The sequence below is a fragment of the Streptomyces sp. NBC_01478 genome (genome assembly GCF_036227225.1).
Taxonomy (GTDB): domain Bacteria; phylum Actinomycetota; class Actinomycetes; order Streptomycetales; family Streptomycetaceae; genus Streptomyces.
In genome coordinates this window covers 700,950-718,033 of record NZ_CP109444.1, presented here as the reverse complement: position 1 = coordinate 718,033, position 17,084 = coordinate 700,950, and the positions used below count along the sequence as shown (strand labels likewise).

Annotated in this window: 16 protein-coding genes; 4 read left to right on the top strand and 12 right to left on the bottom strand. The window is 70.6% G+C overall.

The annotated features are described in order from the left end of the window. Positions 1-109: 109 nt before the first annotated feature. The 4 genes from OG223_RS03180 to OG223_RS03165 all read right to left on the bottom strand — a co-directional run bounded on the left by OG223_RS03180 (position 110) and on the right by OG223_RS03165 (position 5,770). Positions 110-841 (bottom strand): ABC transporter ATP-binding protein, encoded by a 732-nt coding sequence (locus OG223_RS03180; RefSeq protein WP_329241962.1) that lies wholly within the window; start codon positions 839-841, stop codon positions 110-112. Further along, positions 838-3,618 carry a branched-chain amino acid ABC transporter permease/ATP-binding protein gene (locus OG223_RS03175; protein ID WP_329241959.1) on the bottom strand — a complete coding sequence of 927 codons (2,781 nt, stop codon included), beginning with the start codon at positions 3,616-3,618 and terminating at the stop codon, positions 838-840. Before OG223_RS03175 ends, OG223_RS03180 begins: the two co-directional genes overlap by 4 nt. 30 nt (positions 3,619-3,648) lie before the next feature. Continuing rightward, positions 3,649-4,923, bottom strand: a complete 1,275-nt coding sequence (locus OG223_RS03170; protein WP_329241956.1) for an ABC transporter substrate-binding protein — start codon at positions 4,921-4,923, stop codon at positions 3,649-3,651. A gap of 379 nt (positions 4,924-5,302) precedes the next feature. Next, entirely contained in the window at positions 5,303-5,770 is a 468-nt protein-coding gene (locus OG223_RS03165; RefSeq protein WP_329241953.1) for a hypothetical protein, read from the bottom strand. A 137-nt stretch (positions 5,771-5,907) separates the two neighbouring features. Between OG223_RS03165 and OG223_RS03160 the strand changes: the two genes are divergently transcribed. After that, positions 5,908-6,378 carry a cupin domain-containing protein gene (locus OG223_RS03160; RefSeq protein ID WP_329241950.1) on the top strand — a complete coding sequence of 157 codons (471 nt, stop codon included), beginning with the start codon at positions 5,908-5,910 and terminating at the stop codon, positions 6,376-6,378. Between the two features lie 63 nt (positions 6,379-6,441). Here the strand turns inward: OG223_RS03160 and OG223_RS03155 are convergent, their stop codons facing one another. Both OG223_RS03155 and OG223_RS03150 read right to left on the bottom strand, forming a co-directional pair. After that, entirely contained in the window at positions 6,442-7,869 is a 1,428-nt protein-coding gene (locus OG223_RS03155) for an aromatic ring-hydroxylating oxygenase subunit alpha (protein ID WP_329241947.1), read from the bottom strand. A gap of 58 nt (positions 7,870-7,927) precedes the next feature. Then, a complete protein-coding gene (locus OG223_RS03150) occupies positions 7,928-8,209 on the bottom strand; it encodes a ferredoxin (protein ID WP_329241944.1) in 282 nt (93 codons plus the stop codon). A 269-nt stretch (positions 8,210-8,478) separates the two neighbouring features. Between OG223_RS03150 and OG223_RS03145 the strand changes: the two genes are divergently transcribed. Continuing rightward, complete coding sequence (locus OG223_RS03145) at positions 8,479-9,462, top strand: NAD(P)/FAD-dependent oxidoreductase (protein ID WP_329241940.1); 984 nt, start codon at positions 8,479-8,481, stop codon at positions 9,460-9,462. A gap of 60 nt (positions 9,463-9,522) precedes the next feature. Here the strand turns inward: OG223_RS03145 and OG223_RS03140 are convergent, their stop codons facing one another. Continuing rightward, entirely contained in the window at positions 9,523-11,112 is a 1,590-nt protein-coding gene (locus OG223_RS03140; RefSeq protein ID WP_329241937.1) for an FAD-dependent oxidoreductase, read from the bottom strand. Positions 11,113-11,189: 77 nt separating this feature from the next. Beyond that, positions 11,190-11,753, bottom strand: coding sequence for a VOC family protein (locus OG223_RS03135; protein WP_329241934.1), 564 nt, complete (start codon positions 11,751-11,753; stop codon positions 11,190-11,192). A 140-nt stretch (positions 11,754-11,893) separates the two neighbouring features. On the opposite strand from OG223_RS03135, the gene OG223_RS03130 reads away from it, so the two are divergent. Both OG223_RS03130 and OG223_RS03125 read left to right on the top strand, forming a co-directional pair. Next, positions 11,894-12,370: a hypothetical protein gene (locus OG223_RS03130; RefSeq protein WP_329241931.1), complete on the top strand. Its 477-nt coding sequence runs from the start codon at positions 11,894-11,896 to the stop codon at positions 12,368-12,370. A 31-nt stretch (positions 12,371-12,401) separates the two neighbouring features. Further along, a complete protein-coding gene (locus tag OG223_RS03125; RefSeq protein WP_329241928.1) occupies positions 12,402-12,908 on the top strand; it encodes a MarR family winged helix-turn-helix transcriptional regulator in 507 nt (168 codons plus the stop codon). 10 nt (positions 12,909-12,918) lie between these two features. On the opposite strand, the gene metX is transcribed toward OG223_RS03125, so the two are convergent. The 4 genes from metX to OG223_RS03105 all read right to left on the bottom strand — a co-directional run bounded on the left by metX (position 12,919) and on the right by OG223_RS03105 (position 17,084). Beyond that, on the bottom strand, positions 12,919-14,064 hold the full coding sequence (metX, locus tag OG223_RS03120) for a homoserine O-acetyltransferase MetX (RefSeq protein ID WP_329265109.1): 1,146 nt from the start codon (positions 14,062-14,064) through the stop codon (positions 12,919-12,921). Continuing rightward, entirely contained in the window at positions 14,061-15,422 is a 1,362-nt protein-coding gene (locus OG223_RS03115; RefSeq protein WP_329241925.1) for a bifunctional o-acetylhomoserine/o-acetylserine sulfhydrylase, read from the bottom strand. The genes metX and OG223_RS03115 overlap by 4 nt, the downstream gene beginning before the upstream one ends. 292 nt (positions 15,423-15,714) lie before the next feature. Next, positions 15,715-16,272, bottom strand: a complete 558-nt coding sequence (ssuE, locus tag OG223_RS03110; RefSeq protein WP_329241922.1) for an NADPH-dependent FMN reductase — start codon at positions 16,270-16,272, stop codon at positions 15,715-15,717. A gap of 56 nt (positions 16,273-16,328) precedes the next feature. Further along, complete coding sequence (locus OG223_RS03105) at positions 16,329-17,084, bottom strand: alpha/beta hydrolase (protein WP_329241919.1); 756 nt, start codon at positions 17,082-17,084, stop codon at positions 16,329-16,331.

The window sequence follows — 17,084 nt, the reverse complement described above, 5'->3', positions numbered from 1 at the left end:
CGCGGGGGTCCCGGCCGGGTGGAGTGCCCGGTGCTTCTCCTCGGGCGCGTCCTCGTTGTTCCTCATGGTCCACTCCGTCTCCCTGTCGTGGGGCCCGTGACGATCCCGGTCACGGGACGGGTTCCGGTGCCTGCTCGCCGAGATAGGCGCGCTCCAGCAGACCGGGATCCGCCGTGAGCCGGGCGGCGGAGTCGCTCAACACCGTCTCACCGTGCACCAGGACCACCGCCCGGTCCGCCACGTCGAGCGCCAGCCGGACGTGCTGCTCGACCAGCACGACCGCCGCGCCGGTGTCTTCGGCGATCCGCCGGACGACCGGCAGCAACTCCTCGACGATCACCGGCGCCAGCCCCATGCTCAACTCGTCGACGAGCAGCACTCGAGGATCCTGGATCATGGCCCGGCCCAGGGCCAGCATCTGCTGCTCACCGCCGGAGAGCATCCCGGCCGCGACCTTCAGCCGCTTTCCCAGTGCGGGGAAGAAGTCGAGCACCTGGTCCACGCTGCTGCCCCGGCGCCGCCGTGCCAGGGTCAGGTTGTCCCGCACGGTGAGCTGGGTGAACAGGGACCGGTCGTCGGGCACGAGGACCAGTCCGCGCCGGGCGGCCTCACGCGCCCGCCCGCCACGGATCGGTCGGCCGTCCAGGGCGACCGACCCGCCCAGGCGTGGCAGCAGGCCCGCGAGGGTCATCAACAGGGTTGTCTTTCCTGCCCCGTTGGGCCCCAGCAGGGCCGTGACCTCGCCGGGCGGCAGCTTCAGGTCGAAGCCGCGCACCACCGGCCGTCCCTTGGTGTAGCCCGCGTCCACGCCCTCGCACGTCAGTGGTTCCTGTCCGGTCACTGGACGACCTCCCCTCGCACCTGGTCCGTATCGGCGTGCGTCGCACCGAGGTAGGCGGTGGCGACCCGTGGATCTGCCTTGATCTCGGCGGGAGTTCCGTCCGCGATGACCTTTCCGATGTCCAGGACGACGATCCGGTCGCACACGTCGAGCACCAGCCCCATGTCGTGGTCGATGAGCAGGACCGTCACGCCGTCGGCCCGTACGGCGCGCAGCCGTTCACCGAGCCACCGGCTCTCGGAGCTGTCCAGGCCGGCCGCCGGTTCGTCGAGCAGCAGCATCCGGGGGCGGCCGGCCAGGGCGCGCGCGATGGACACCAACTGCCGCCTGCCCTGGGAGAGTTCACGTGCCGGCTGGGCCCGGAACCGGGTCAGGTGCAGCGTCTCGAACAGCCGGTTCCGCAGCTCAAGGCCCTGCATGGTGCCGACATGGTCGCCGCCGTGCAGGGCCGCCGCCTCGCCGACCAGCACGTTCTCCTCGACGCTGAGGTCCTCGTAGAGCTCGATGCCCTGGAAGGTGCGTCCGAGGCCCGCCCTCCCGCGCTGGTGCGGCTTCAGCGAGGAGATCGTCCGGCCGTCGAACTCGACTGTTCCCGTACTGCGGTTGTAGCCGCTGATCGCGTCGAGGAGGGTGGTCTTCCCGGCGCCGTTGGGGCCGATCACGCCCACGATCTCGCCGGAGCGCACCTCGAAGGAGACCGCGTCGACGGCCACCACACCGCCGTAGCGCACCCCGACCCCGCGCACCGCGAGGACCACCTCGCCCGGCTCGGGGACCGGGGGCCGGACGGCCGGTGCCGCACCGGTGAGGCCATCGGTGTCCGTCTCGTCGACGGTGGCGGGGCGGCGCAACCGCCGTAGCCGGGCCGTCAGTTCGTGGGCCGGGCCGACGACGCCCTCGGGGTTCGTGATCACGGTGAGGACCAGACCGATGCCCATGATCACGTCGTACCACTCGCCGATGGACAGGGCCCGGTCCAGGAGGACGGGCAGCAGACCGCCGGCTCCCATCACCCCGGCGACGAGGCCGCCCGACAGGGAGGTGATGCCGGCCAGGTAGGCGGTCGCGAACAGGCCGAGGCCGCCGATCGCCGTGAACATCTCGGCGTCGGCGACGGTCTGTTGATAGCCCAGCAGGGCGCCCCCGAGCCCGGCGATGAACGCCCCGATCGCGAACGCGACGATCTTCGTGCGGGCGACGTCGATGCCCGCCGCCGCGGCCGACCGTTCGTTGGCACGCACGGCGAGCATCGCGGCGCCGAGCCGACTGCGGCGCAGCCCTGCCACGCCCAGGCCGACCAGCAGCAGCATCACGAGGCAGAGCAGCGCGAACGGGATACGCGGATAGTCCTCGCCCGCCCCGATGCCCAGGTCGATCCCGAACAGGTGCGGCGAGGGCACCTTCGAGCCGCCCAGGCCGCCGTTCAGCTCGGTGTTGCGGAACCAGAACGCTTCCAGCGCCACCGCCAGCGCGACCGTGACCACCGCCGCCGGCAGGCCACGGATCCGCAGCGCGGGCAGCCCGATCACCACGCCGATGACCATCGCCGCCAAGGCCGCCAGCAACGGGGCGAACGGAAAGGGGATACCCCATTCGACGCTGAGTCTGCTCAGGCTGAACGCGCCGACCCCGGCCAGGGTCAGTTGCGCCAGCGAGATCTGCCCGGCGAACCCGGTGACGACCACCAGCGACAGCGAGATCACCGCCAGCGTCAGCGAGGTGACCACCGCCGCGCGGATGCTCCCGGTGGTCGCGAAGAGCAGGACGACACCCAAGGCCGTACTCACGACGGCCGGGACCAGGACGCGGTCGGGCCGAGGTGCCCGGCCCAAGGCCTGCTGGATCAGCGAGCCGCGCGTGGGCAGCGGCCGGCCGCGGACCACCAGGTAGGCCAAGATGACGGCCAGCGGCACCAGTTGGGCCAGCCCGGTCTGCGGCAGCCACGACCATTTCCCTTGCAGGAACTGGAGTTCCGACTGGAGCATCCCGATGACCAGACCCGCTCCCACGGCCGGGACCAGCGCCGTGAAGTTGCCGACCAGCGCCGCCGCCAGGGCCGGCACGATGAACAGCGTGTAGGAGACCGGGACCAGCGGCACGATCGGCGCGATCAGGATGCCGGACAGCCCGGCGATGGCCGAGCTGAGCGCCCAGTTCGCCACCGCGATCCGCTCCGGCGACAGACCGCTGACCAGCGCGCCCTTCTCCGACTCCGCCGCGGCCCGGGCCGCGAGACCGAACCGGGTCAGCCGGAACAGCAGCGCCAGGACGACGGTCAGTACGACGATCACCGCCGCGAACCACAATCGGTCGCCGGGGATGAGCGAACCGCCCCAGGACACCGGGTCGTTGGGCAGGATCGCCTTGACCGACACCGCCCCCGTGCCCACCGCCGCGGCGAGCACGGCCTGGATCACCAGCATCACCCCGATCGAGGCGACGGCCTTCGCCACCGGCGGCGCGGTGCGCAGCGGCCGGAAGACCAGCCCGTACAGCACGATCCCCAACAGGGCAGTGAGGACAAGGGAGATGACCACCGCCGGGAAGAGGCCGAGCGGGCCGCCGAGCCCGACCTTCTTCGGCACACCCGGCAGCGGCACCAGCAACTCGCCCTGGCGCAGGAACGCGTAGGTGTACGCGCTGTACAACGCGATCGCCCCGGTGGCGAAGTTGACCACCCCGGAACTGCGGAAGGTGAGCACCAGGGCCAGCGCGAGCGCGCCGAACACCGCACCGCTTCCCAGCCCCAGCAACAGAAACACGACGTACTGGCTCATCGGCGAGACCGTCCCTTCCGGCTGCTGCGACTACCGTGCGAACAACGGACTGGGATCGACGACCCGGATCTGCCCCACCTTGCCGTCGGACACCGTGCCGGTGACCTCCTTCGCCGAGCAGGCGGCGGGCAGCCCCGGTACCGCCTTGGAGTCGCAGGTGAACGTGATGCCGTGACCGGCGGGCAGGACGACGTCCTTCGCCGAGTGCAGCGCCGCGGTGATCGTCTTGGGGGTGACCGTGCCCGTCAGGCCGTGCAGCGCGCGCACCAGGGCGAGCACGCCCTGGTAGCCGATCGCCGCGTATCCCGTGGCCGAGGTGTCGGGGCTGTACTCCTTCATCACCTGCCGGTAGAGCCGGGCCTCGAAGTCGTCGCCGGCCACGTCGAAACTGCTGAAGACCTGCACGCCGTCCATGCCCGCGCCCACGGCCTCGACGACCTCGGGGGACACGCACGACTGGACGGTCATCCGGGCGATGCCGGCGCCGAGCGTGCCCATCGCCTGGAGCACCGAGGTGCACACCGTCGGATCCGCCACGACGGCGACGGCATCGGGCTTCTTCCGGAGCGCGGCGCTCACCTGCGGGGACGCGTCCGGTGTGCCGGCGGCCACCGTCACGATCTGCAGGCCGATTCCCGCCTTGGCGAAGACCGGCTTGCCGATGGCCTCGATGCCGCTGACCGCGGCCGGCGCGTCGATCACGAACGCGGCGACCTTCTTGTAGCCCTTGTCCTGCGCGTACTTGGCCATCGACGTCATGGTCGTCGGGAAACCGCCCGTCCAGGAGAAGGCGTTGGCGGTGGTGCCCTCGGAGTTGCTCGCCGCGATGGCGGTGGTCCAGGGGATGCCGGCCTGGGTGACGATCGGCACCATGGAGTCGCCGAGGCCACTGCTGGTCAGGACCACCGCGTCGACCTTCTGCTCGACCATCCGGTTCGCGCAGTCCCGCGCCGTCGCCGGTTCCTCCTTGGTCTTGCAGATCACGAACTCGATCGGCCTGCCCGCGATGCCGCCGAGGTTGGCGTTGGCGTATTTCATGGCAGCCTGGGCGGCTTCCCTGGTCTCGGGCTGACTGATCGCGGAGCCGCCCTCGTTGGTGATGAGGCCGATCCTGACCGGTGCGCCGGTGGCCTTCTTCCCGGGGAAGGCGCTCGCCAGCGCGGCCGGGACTTTCGTGCTGTCCGCGGCGGTGGTGGCGCCGTCACCGCCGCTGCCGCATCCCGCGAGCAGGACCGCGGCCGACACCAGCGCGACCGACGCGCGTGACCTGGGTGAGGAGATGGCTCGTCCGACCGACTCGATCATGTCTGTGTCCCAACGTGTCCGCGAGTGCCCGGCACTCGCTGCGATCAGCGACCGGTGGCGCCGTGCGGCGACGCTGCCGTCCGAGAAAGTGAAGAGAGAGCCGCGAGTGGAGGTCGAACGGCACGAGGGCCGGGCGCCGCGGCAGACCATGCCGGCCGGCGTGCCGAGGGCTTGCCGAGGTTCCACGACCGGCGACGAGACGGACCCTGCTCCGCTACGGGGAGAGGGACAGCCGATCCCCGCAAGGAGCGGCCGCAAGCAAGAAGAGTATACGTAATTGCGTCACGCTGGAATGGGTCGTGCGGGACTTGTCCATGCAGTCGGCCCCTCTTCCGGTGTGACGCCTGGAATGAGGGGCCGAAATATGGGAGCAGGCTGGTCAGTGGCCGCGGTGTACCCAGCCCGCGTCGTGCCAGTACGTCTCAAGGTTCTCCATCGGCTCGGGCCAGGTCTCGACGTAGGTGACGCCCTCGGGTCCGGCCGTCATGAGATAGGGAGTTCCTGCCTTGCTGATCCAGAACTCGCCCGGACCGATGGTCCGGCTGCCCTCTTCCCCGTCCTTGCCCCAGGCGACATGGAACTCACCGCCGAAGACGATGATCAACTCGTCGAGGTTGTGATGGTGGCGGGGGACCGCGAAGTCCGGTGCGCACCGCAGCCCGTTCAGGTTGAACGACGGGTCCACCTTCGTCGACCACCACATGTTCCCTTTGAAGGTCTGCTCCATGTCGACCGGCGCATCGGCCAGGAGTCCGCCCTCGCTCCACAGGTACGTGGGAGCGGACTGGTCGACCGGCAGCTCGATCCAGCCCTCGTCCGACAGCAGATTGAAGAACTCGATTCCCATGCCCCGATAGTGGGGACCGGGTTGGGACGTGTCATGCGTGAATCCCGTTGGCCGGGACCGGGCAGCTCCCGCCGGACGGGTCCCGATGAGCGGAACCTACCGGCGACACCGTGTCGGGCCGCGCATACGGTCGCCGCGTGACTCTTACCTTCGGTGATCTGGTGGAAGACGCGGACTGGGTTCCCATGGGCCTGGAGCAGCAGGGCCATCCCCAGTACTTCTGGAACGACGGCGGCCTGCTGCGGGACGCGCCCGTGGACTTCGCGGCGACGTTCGACGGGGCGATGTGGGTGACCACGAAGCCGATCGACGTAGCCCGCTTCAACCGCAACCCGCTGCGCGTGCGGCCGGACTTCACGGTGCCCCGGCACCACCACAACGTCGACGAGATGCTCTTCGTCTTCGCCGGCGAGTACCACATCGAGCACTACGAGTCGGGCGAACCGCAGACCGTGCGGGTGGGGCCTGGGGACGTCTTCCTCAGCCGGGCCGGCACGCCGTACACGATGACGGCGGGACCCGAGGGGGTCACCTACATCGAGACCTGGCCCAAGCCGGTGCGGGAGCTGGAGACGTACTGGCACGACGTCGGCTGGGTCCGGCGGTAGGACGCCGACACGATCGTGTCCCGGCCCCTGGGGGCCGGGACCACGGATCGGGCGTCGGGCGGATCAGTCCGTCCAGAGGAACCGGTCGGCCACCCGGTGATGGTTGTAGATGGTCATCTCCTGCTCCTCGCTCAGCCGGTGCCCGTCGAAGCTGGGGGAGTGCATGCCCACGGTCACCTCCTTGGCGTTCATCAGGTCCTGCGTGAAGATCTCGCCGAGGTCGGCCTCACGGAAGTCCTCGAAGAACTGGGGCTGGAAGTCCCGCTTCTTGCCGTAGTCGGCGACGGGCACCTGGTCCAGGCTGAAGATCTCGAAGAGGCAACTGTCCGGGTCGAGTCCGTCGGGCCGCGCCCGGTAGCCGAACACCGAACCCTGGTTGGGCAGCAGGATCGTGTTCGGGAACACGTTCCACGCCGTACCCGCCTCCGCCCACTGCTGGGGCGTGATCTCCGGCCAGTCGTAGCCCTCGGCGAGCGACAACTCCTTGTAGAGCCGGAGGTAGTACTGACCGGCGGTCATCCCCTCCGGCACCTCGGCGGTCTTCAGCGCCTCGGCGGCCCGCCAGCTCCGCTCGTTCTCCAGACCGCGCATGTCGTCGGCGATGTACTGCACGCTCAGCGCGACACTGAGCCGCTCGTCGGTCACGCCCCCCGTGCCCCGGTTGGCCGGGTCCTTGGCGGTGTCCTTCTTCTTCGGGCCGACACTCGAATAGTGCGCGTGCCGCTCGTACACGGTCGTCGGTGCCCACATCCGGTTCTCGAGTTCCTTCATCGAGGCGATGTTGGTGTTCGACTTGTCGAAGCGGTAGAGCTGCGGATGCGTTCCCGCCACGTGATACGCCTCTAGGAATCCGTCCAGCGCGGTCTTCCAGTTGCACGGCAGCAGCACGCTCTTGTGCCACCGGTACCGCATGTTCTCGAACTGGAACGGCGCGAAGATCCGCGGGATCGGGTCGAGATATTCGAGGAGTGGTTTCGCCTCGGGGTCCATGTTGATGAACACGAACCCGCCCCACTGCTCCGCCCGTACCCGCACCAGGCCCAGGTCGTCGTCCGAGCGCGGCACGAACTCCTCACGGTCCAGCACCAGCCTGATGGAGCCGTCCAGGTTCCAACGCCAGCCGTGGAAGGGGCAGATGAGCGAACCGACCCGGCCCCGGCCCCGGGCCAGCCGCGTACCGCGATGCCGGCACGCGTTGAAGTAGGCGCGGATCGAGTCCTTGCCCTCGCGCACGATCAGGATCGAGTGACCGCCGATCTCGTACTCGACGAAACACCCGACACCCGGCAGTTCCTCCAGACGGCAGGCCAGCAACCAGGTCCGCGTGAACACCTTGTCCAGTTCCAGCTTGAGGAACTCGGGGTCCAGATAACGGCCCTTGGGCACGAACGCACGCGAAAGCCGGTACTTCTCCGGGACCTTCTCGGCGGGCACATCGCCCTCGAACCACGGGACTCGACGGTCCACTTGGGGCTCAACCACTGCAGACACCGAAAACCACTCCTCCACTCGACATACGGGTACGGCTTCAGGCGGCCGCAAGGTGAGGTCAGCCGGCGTCGGGCCCGGCGACCTCGGTCCCGTCGGCGCTCCGCACCACGTGGATGCAGTTGCCCGGGCACTCGTCGGCGGCGTCGATCACATCCAGACGCAGCCGCTCCGCCACATCGGCCTGCGCGCCCTCGGGCGTCAGCAGTTCCCCGTCCTCGCCGTTCTTGACGTAGGCCAGTCCGTCGTCGCCGAACTCGAAGACAGCGGGGGCGTATTGGGTGCACAGACCGTCCCCCGTGCACAGTTTCTGATCGATCCACACCCGCACCTCATCGCTCACGAGTGTCGCCCTCCTTGTCCCTGTGGACGCCGTGCCGTCATCGCGGTGGCGGTGGAGACGACTCTCCACGCGGCGTCCGGGGCCGTCCACCGGCGGTCCCATCAGCCGGGACCGGAGCCGACGGCCCTGTCCGGAGCCGCCCTACACTCGGCCGGCCGACGGCCTCCGACGCCGTGTGACGCCACGGGCGCCGGCCACGGCCTTCTTCGCGGCACGAATGTCCGCCGTCGGCGGGGCGCCCCCATCCACTCTCCCCAGGAGGTCGGCCCGTGGCCGAGACCGTGACCACAGACATCCTCATCGTCGGCGCCGGCCCGATCGGGCTCTACGGCGCCTACTGCGCGGGCTTCCGCGGACTGCGGACCGTCCTGGTCGACGCGTTGCCGCAGTGCGGCGGCCAGATCACCGCGCTCTACCCGGAGAAGGAGATCCGCGACATCGCCGCCGTCCCCGGCACCCGCGGCCGCGACGTCGTCACCGCCCTCAAGGACCAGGCCGACGCGTACGACCCGGCCTACCTCCTCGGCCGCCAGGCCGTCGACCTCACCCACACACCCGACGGACGCCCCCAGGTCACCCTCTCCGACGGCACCACCGTCGACGCCGGAGCGGTCGTACTGACCGCCGGGATCGGCACGTTCACCCCGCGCACCCTCCCGGCCGGGGAGGAGTTCCTCGGCCGTGGGCTGACCTACTTCGTCCCGGACCCGGCCGAGCACGCCGACCGTGACGTCCTCGTCGTCGGCGGCGGGGACAGCGCCGTCGACTGGGCCCTCGCCCTGCACCCGATCGCCCGCTCGGTGACCCTCGTGCACCGGCGCGGCACGTTCCGGGCCCACGCGGCGAGCGTGCGCGAACTGCACGCGTGCGGCGTCGACATCGTCACCAACGCCCAGGTGGCGACCCTCACCGGCGACGAACTGCTGCGCCAGGCGCACCTGAAGGTCGACGGGGAGGAAGAGCCCCGGGTGCTGAAGGTGGACGCGGTCGTGGCCGCCCTCGGCTTCATCAGCAACCTCGGACCACTGGCCGACTGGGGCGTCCGACTGGAGCGGCGCACGATCGTCGTCGACACCAGGATGCGCACCACGGTCGACCGGGTCTACGCCGCCGGCGACGTCACCGCGTACCCCGGCAAGGTCCGGCTGATGTCCGTCGGCTTCGGGGAGGTGGCGACCGCGGTCAACAACGCCGCCGTCGCCCTGGACCCCGCGCTGTCCCTGTTCCCCGGCCACTCGACCGAGTCCGCCTGAGCGTCCGACTCCCTCTCGAAGAGACCGTCCTCGGGAGGGAGTTGGGCATGCGACTCGTGGCTAGCGGTCCTCGTCGGCCATGTCGACGGCGGCGATGTAGGAGAACGCCATCGACGACCCCACGGGACCGCCCGCGCCCGGGTAGATCCGGCCGGACATCGGCGCCATCGTGTTCCCCGACGCGTACAGACCGGAGATCACCGAACCGTCGGGCCGCAGCACGCGCGCGTGCTCGTCCGTCTTCAGGCCTCCCTTGGTGCCCAGGTCGGACAGCACGATCGTGGCCGCGTAGAACGGCGCTTTGTCGATCACGCCCAGGCAGGGGTTGGGCCCGTCGGTGTGCGCCCCCGCCATGTGCGTGATCATCAGGTCCCAGGGATCCTCCCCGCGGCCGAACTGCTCGTCCTTGCCATTGCGGGCGTACCCGTTGAACTGCTCGACGCTCTCGGTGAGCGCACCCTTGGGCAAGCCGATCAGCTCCGCCAGTTCCTCCAGCGTGTCGGCCCGCTTCAGGACACCCGCGGCGAGGAACTTCTCGACGTCGAACCAGCCGGGCACCTGCGGCGCGACCGGCAGCCCGGCGAACGCCCGCCTGTTGTCGAGCTGGCGCTGGTCGAACACCCAGTGCGTGGGCAGATGCGACACGTGCGAGGACCGGTGCGCCTTGAGCATCTCGTGACCGGCGCGGTCGTAGGGGAGACGCTCGTTCATGTAGCGCTGTCCGGCGGCGTTGACCCAGATGCCGCTCCAGACCGATGTGTAGAACACCGGGCGGGTGTCGGGTACGACGAGGCCCGGCGCGTACCACGACTCGTCGAGCAGGTCGGTCGCGGCGCCGATGTCGATGCCCGCGGTCAGGGCGTCGCCGGTGTTGCCCTCGCAGCCCTGGGTCCACTCGTCGGTGACCCCGGGCTGGAAGCGTTCACGCAGCGCGCCGTTGCGCTCGTAACCACCGGCGGCCAGGAGTACGCCCCGTTCGGCGCGGAACGTCACCGGCTCGCCCTCGCTCAGGGCCTCGACCCCGACGACCGCACCGTCCTCGACGATCAGGCGCTCCAGAGCGGTGTTCGTGCGCACGGTCCCGTTGCCGGTCTCCACGAACGCGAGCAGCGCACGGCCGATGAGGGCCTGCCCGCCGATCATCTCCGACGGGACCTCCACTCCCCAGCGCTCCGTCCACAGCGGCCTGCGCACCAGCGGTTCCAGCTCGCCGAGTTCGGAGCGGTCGAGGTTCTCGGGGAAGATCGTGCGGCCCTGGGGCAGGCTGCCGGGCCGGCCGGCGAAGTAGTCGGGCACGCCCTGCCAGAAGAACCGGCCGAACCGAGGGTTCCTCTCCAACTCGTCGATCAGGGTGGACCCCACCTGGAGGAAGGCCTCCCGCAGTGCGGCCGGTGAGTCGTCGCCGACGATCGCGTCCAGGTAGGGGCGTGCGAGGTCGGGGCCGTCCTCGACGCCGGCCCGCTGCTCGGCCGCGTTGCCGGGGAGCCAGATCCCGGCGCCCGAATAGGCCGTGGTCCCGCCGACGTACTCCGTCTTCTCGATGACCAGCGTGCGCAGCCCACGGGAGGCCGCGGCGTACGCGCCGACCAGCCCCGCGCCCGAGCCGACGACGATGACATCGTAGGAATCAGCCTTGCCTGCGCCGCTCATGACGGTTCCTCTCACCAGGTGTCGAGCAGGGGATGGACACGGGCCGACTCCTGCGGAGGCGGGCCGTGCCGAACGAATCAGTGCACTCGGTTCCGGCCCGCGTTCGACGCCGCCTCGAGGTGCGCGAACCCCTGGGCGGCCTCCTCGTCGAGCTCCATGACCTCGACGAAGTGGCCCAGCTCGGCTGTCATGTCGAGGTATCCGAAGCGGATGGCGCCGCTGTCCCCGTACTGCTTCCACGACCTGCCGCTCGCGGCGACGATCGCGGACGCCTCGTCGAAGTCGTCGACGCGGAAGCCCAGATGATGCAGCGTCGCCGGTTCGCCGGGCCTGACGGCGCCGCGATAGAGGTCGACCGCGCCGCCGACCGGGCGGATGATCTCCAGGTTGGTCGGACCGGCGTTGACCAGGGCGACATCGATGACCCACTCGTCGGCGGGCACACCGTCCACCACGACGAAGGTGCCGCGCGGGTCGTCGGCACCGGCGGGGGGCAGGCCGCCGCCCAGCGAGGACTTGAAGTGCTTGACGCACCGGACCGTCCCCAGCCTCGACTCCAGGAACGCGGCGGCGGCGTCGATGTCGTCCGTCACGTATCCGAGCTGCATGAAATTGCGGAAGAGGTCACTCAACTGCCGCATTCCGTACCCACCTTGCCCTGGTTGTCCCGGTTGACCACGGGGACCGACTGTCCCCCCTGGCGGCAGCGGTCGTCCATCGCTTGTCCCACCAGACGGAATCGGGCGGTGGTCGCGCGGTCCGGGCGTGGCACGCTGCGGCGATGACCACATCGAGGGCAGGGGCGGCGCCGGTGACCGTGGACCGGGCGGCGATCGAGCACCGGCTCATCACCATGCGCAAGTCGGTCGTACAGCTCGACTCGCTCGGACGGCTGGACGGCGCGCGCCTGGAGAACGACCCGGGGACGGGACTGGCCCTGGAACGCGTCCTGGCGCTCCTGAACGACCTCGCCCTCGCCGTCAACCGGCAAGTCTGCGCCGGGGTGTTGGGCGAAGTGCCGCCGCAGACACCCGCCGCCTCGTTCGGCGCGGCCGAGCGGGCCGGGCTGATCGACGCCGGACTGGCCGCCGCCCTCGCGCCGGCGGACGGACCGCACCACGTCCTGGTGCAGTTGTGTCTGGACGCGGAACCGGAGGAGGTCGCCGCGGTCGTGTCCGCCGCGCGGTCCGGATACCGGGAGTACGTGCGGCAGGTCACCGACTGGATCGCCGAGAGCACACCCGGCCCGGTGGTGTGAAGGTTCAAACGGCGGCGGCTACAGTGCGACCATGACCGAGACGCCACGCTGGCTGGATGCCGAGGAGATGCGGGCCTGGCTCGCCTACGTCGAGTTCTCCACGCTCCTCTCCGACCACCTCAACCGCCAGTTGCGGCGCGACGCGGGGATGACGCACGTCGACTACATCCTGCTGGCCCACCTGTCCTCGGTCCCGCAGGCCACCCTGACCATGTCGGAGCTGGCCGAGCTCCTCAAGATCACCCGCAGCCGGCTCACCCACGCCGTGACCCGCCTCCAGGAGGCCGGTTACCTGGACCGCTACGAGGACCCCACGAACCGGCGCAGCCAGCTCGCCGAACTCACCGCACAGGGACGCGAGTTCCTTGAACGCGCGGCCCCCGGCCACGTCGAGGCCGTACGCCGCGCGGTCTTCGACGCGCTGACGCCCGAGCAGGTACGCCAGTTCGCGGAGATCGGCGAGGCGATCAACGCCGCGCTCCATCGCGAGGAGGACGCCGGGGACGACCAGGAGGCACTGCCCTGGCGTCGGCGCTAGGGCGGCCCGGTCAACCCACGAGTTCGCGCACCAGCGCGCCGACCTGCTCCGTCTCGATCAGGAACCCGTCGTGGCCGTACGGCGACTCGACCACCCGGAGCCGGTCCGCCGCCGGGATTCCCGCCGCCAACTCGGCCTGCTGGGACGGCGGATAGAGACGGTCGGAGTCGACCCCGGCGACCAGCGTCCGCGCGGTCACCCGGCGCAGTGCCGCGCGTGTGCCCCCGCGATCGCGGCCGATGTCGTGGCTGTTCATCGCCTCGGAGAGGGAGACATAGCTGCCCGCGTCGAAACGGCGCACCAACTTGGCGGCGTGATGGTCGAGATACGACTCGACCTGGTACCGGCCGCCGTTCCACGGGTCCTCCGCGCCCTGTGCCGTACGGCCGAAGCGGACCGCCAACTCCGGCTCGCTGCGGTAGGTGACATGGGCGAGTCGTCGGGCGAGGCCGAGCCCCGCGAGGGGTCCCTGGCCGGTGTCGTGATAGTCGCCGCCGTGCCAGTGCGGATCCGAACGGATCGCGTGGAGCTGGATGTTCGCCCGCGCGATCTGCTCGGCGCTCGCCGCGGCGGTGGTGGCGAGCAGCAGGAGCGCGTCCGTCCGCTCCGGGTAGGTCACCGCCCACTCCAGCGCGCGCATCCCGCCCATGGAGCCGCCGATCACCAACGCCCAACGGTCGACGCCCAGTTCATCCGCCAGTCCGGCTTCCACGGCGACCTGGTCGCGCTGGGTCAGAAACGGGAAGCCGCCGCCCCAACGCCGCCCGTCCGGGCGGAGCGAGGACGGCCCGGTGCTGCCCTGACAGCCGCCGAGAACGTTCGGCGCGACCACGAACCACCGTTCCGTGTCCAGGACTTGACCGGGTCCGACGAGCGCGTCCCACCACCCGGGGGTGGGGTGACCGGGCTCGGCGGGTCCGGCGACGTGACTGTCGCCGGTGAGCGCGTGCAGCACGAGCACGGCGTTCGAGCCGTCAGGCGCGAGCCGTCCCCAGGTCTCGAACGCCAGCCGCACGCCGGGCAGTTCACCGCCCGCCTCCAGCGCGAGGGGCTTCTCCCGGGCGTGCCACTGACGGCGCCCGGGCGGGTGCCCCTCCCGCCAGGCCCCGGAGGCCGGCGGAAGGGGGACCGCTGACGGAGTCGGTACGGTGTTCAGGACGCGCCCTTGGCCGCGCGGAACCCGGCCTCCAGGTCCGCCTTCAGATCGGCGAGGTTCTCGATGCCGACGGACAGCCGCACCAGACCCGGCGAGGTGCCGGTCGCCGCCAACTGCGCGTCGTCGAGCTGACTGTGGGTCGTGGACGCGGGATGGATGATGAGACTGCGTACGTCCCCGATGTTGGCGAGATGGCTGAACAGCTCGACCGCGTCCACGAACCGCTTGCCGGCCTCGACCCCGTCCCGCAGTTCGAAGGCCAGCACCGCCCCGGCACCGCGCGGAAGGTAGCGCTGCCCCGCCTCGTACCACCTGTTGGACTCAAGCCCCGGGTAGTGGACGGCGGCCACCTCGTCCCGCTGCTCCAGCCATTCCGCGAGGGCCTGGGCGTTGGACGAGTGCCGTTCGATGCGCAGGCTGAGCGTCTCCACTCCTTGGAGGAGCAGGAACGCCGAGTGCGGCGAGATCGCCGGGCCGAGGTCGCGCAGCAACTGCACGCGCAGCTTGATGGCGAACGCGCCCGGGCCGAGCGCCGGCCAGTACCGCAGGCCGTGGTAACTGGGGTCCGGCTCGCTGAAGTCGGGGAAGCGCTCGGCGTGCGCGCCGAAGTCGAAGGTGCCGCCGTCGACCACGACACCGGCGATGGTGGTGCCGTGCCCGCCGAGGAACTTCGTCGCCGAGTGGACGACGATGTCGGCGCCGTGCTCGATCGGCCGCAGCAGATACGGGGTCGGCACGGTGTTGTCGACGATCAGCGGGACGCCCGCCCCGTGCGCGACATCGGCCACGCCCCGTACGTCGAGGACGTTGCCGCGCGGATTGCCGAGGGTTTCGGCGAACAGGGCCTTCGTGTTCGGGCGGATCGCCGCGCGCCAGGCGTCGAGGTCGTCCGGGTCGTCGACGAAGGACACCTCGATGCCGAACTTCGGCAGCGTGTGCCGGAAGAGGTTGTACGTGCCGCCGTACAGGGACGTGCTGGAGACGAGATGGTCGCCCGCGGACGCCAGCGTCAGGATGGCGAGGGTCTCCGCGGCCTGCCCGGAGGCGAGGGCCACGGCGGCGACCCCGCCTTCGAGGGCGGCGACGCGCTGCTCGAAGACGTCCTGGGTGGGGTTGTGGATCCGGGTGTAGATGTTGCCCGGCTCGGCCAGCGAGAACAGGTCCGCGGCGTGCTGGGTGTCACGGAAGACGAACGAGCTGGTCTGGTAGATCGGCGTCGCCCGCGCCCCGGTCGTCGGGTCCGGCGCGGCACCGGCGTGGATCTGCTTGGTCTCGAAGGACCAGGCCGAGGTGTCCGGACCTGCGGGCTCGTCCTCGGGCGTGTGACCCCCGGTGACGGAGTCGATGGGCTGGCTCATGGTTCTCCCTTGTGCGGGGCGTGCGGGTGCGTGGGACGACCGCGGGGCCGCCGTCCTGAAAAAGGCGCGACGAATACCGGCGCGGCGCGGTCGTGAAGAGGGGAATCGGATGCCGGAGCGAAGCGTCAGCTCAGGGCGGAACACCCCGTGCTGGTGACACGCACGTAGTCGACGTGGCGGCGGGTCACGAGCACGGTCATGCAGTGAGAGAACCACAGCCGGTACCGGAGAACCAGCGTGACGTGGGCAGTTGAAACACGACTGCCACAACCACGCGGGCCTCCGGCCACGTTCACCCCGTGGACGCGAGCACCGCCGTACGCCCTCCCAGCGCCCGGGAGAAGTGATCCGTGACCTGTTCCAGCGCCGTGGCCGTCGCGGGCGGGACGGTCAGCGAGCCGTCCTCGCCGACCGTGATGTCCTTGTCGAGCGTGAACCACCCCGGCACGATGTGCGAAGGCCCCATGGAACTCAGCACCGGACGCAACGCGTAGTCGATCGCCAGCACATGGGCCGTGCTGCCGCCCGTGGCCAGCGGCAGCACCGTCTTCCCGGTCAGCGCGTACTGCGGGAGCAGATCGAGGAGCGACTTCAACAGGCCCGAGTAGGCGGCCTTGTAGATCGGCGTACCGATCACCACTCCGTCCGCCTGCTCGAACAGCGCCGTGGCGGCGGCGATCGCCGGATGCCCGAAGTCGGCGCCCAGCAACGCCTGTGCGGGCAGCGTGCGCACCTCCAGCGGAGTCACGTCATGGCCTTGCCGGCGGAGCCGGTCGTCCAGGTGACGCAGGAGTCGGGTGGTGCGGGAGGTGGGGGAGGGGCTTCCGGAGACGGACAGGATCGAGGCCATGACGGGACCTTTCGAGGTCGGGGTTCAGACGGCGTACCGGGTCGGCGGAGGGACGCTCACCAGGCGCTCGACCGCACCGTGACCAGCGGCCGCAGCTCGTTGCGCAGGGTCTCCAGGAAGGTGACGACCTCGGCGGCCACCGAACGGTGCTGGAGATCGTTGAGCACGTCGTGGTGCGCGCCGTGCACGACCGAAAGCCGGGCCCGCGCAAGGGACTTGGCGGTATGCGCCAGCGCCTCGTGGTCCGCCAGGGGGTCCGCGTCGCCGACGAGGAGCAGCACGGGGACGGCGGTCTCGCCGTCGTGGGCGGCGGCGAGCACGGCCTCCGGTACGGCGGTGTCGAGCGAGCCGCGCCGTACCTCGGGGTCCTGGGTGAGGTTGCCCCGGTGGGCGGGGCAGGAGGTGCGGACGTCGAGTTCCTCGTCCCAGGTGCCGGCGGTCGCGGTGGTGCCGGGGGCCCGGCCGGGAAGGCCCGCGAGGACCACGGCGTCGGGCGGAGTGTCGAGTGCCCGACCGAGCAGCGCGGCTACGGCGGCTGCGCCCGAGTCCGCTCCGACGAGGACGAGGGGCCGTACGACACCGTTCTCGGACGCCGTGTCCTCGGCGGCTTCGGAGAGGCGGGCGGCGAGCGTGGTCAGGTCCTCGGTGTCGAGGTCCGGGGCGTCGACGACACGGACCCGGTAGGCGTCGGCGGCGAGCCGTCTGCCGAAGCGGGTGTAGGTGGCCCGGGTCTCACCACGGCCGGGGACGACGAGGACCGTGCCCCGGACGAGGAGGCCCTCGGGGCCGAAGTGGTCGCTGTACTGGGTCAT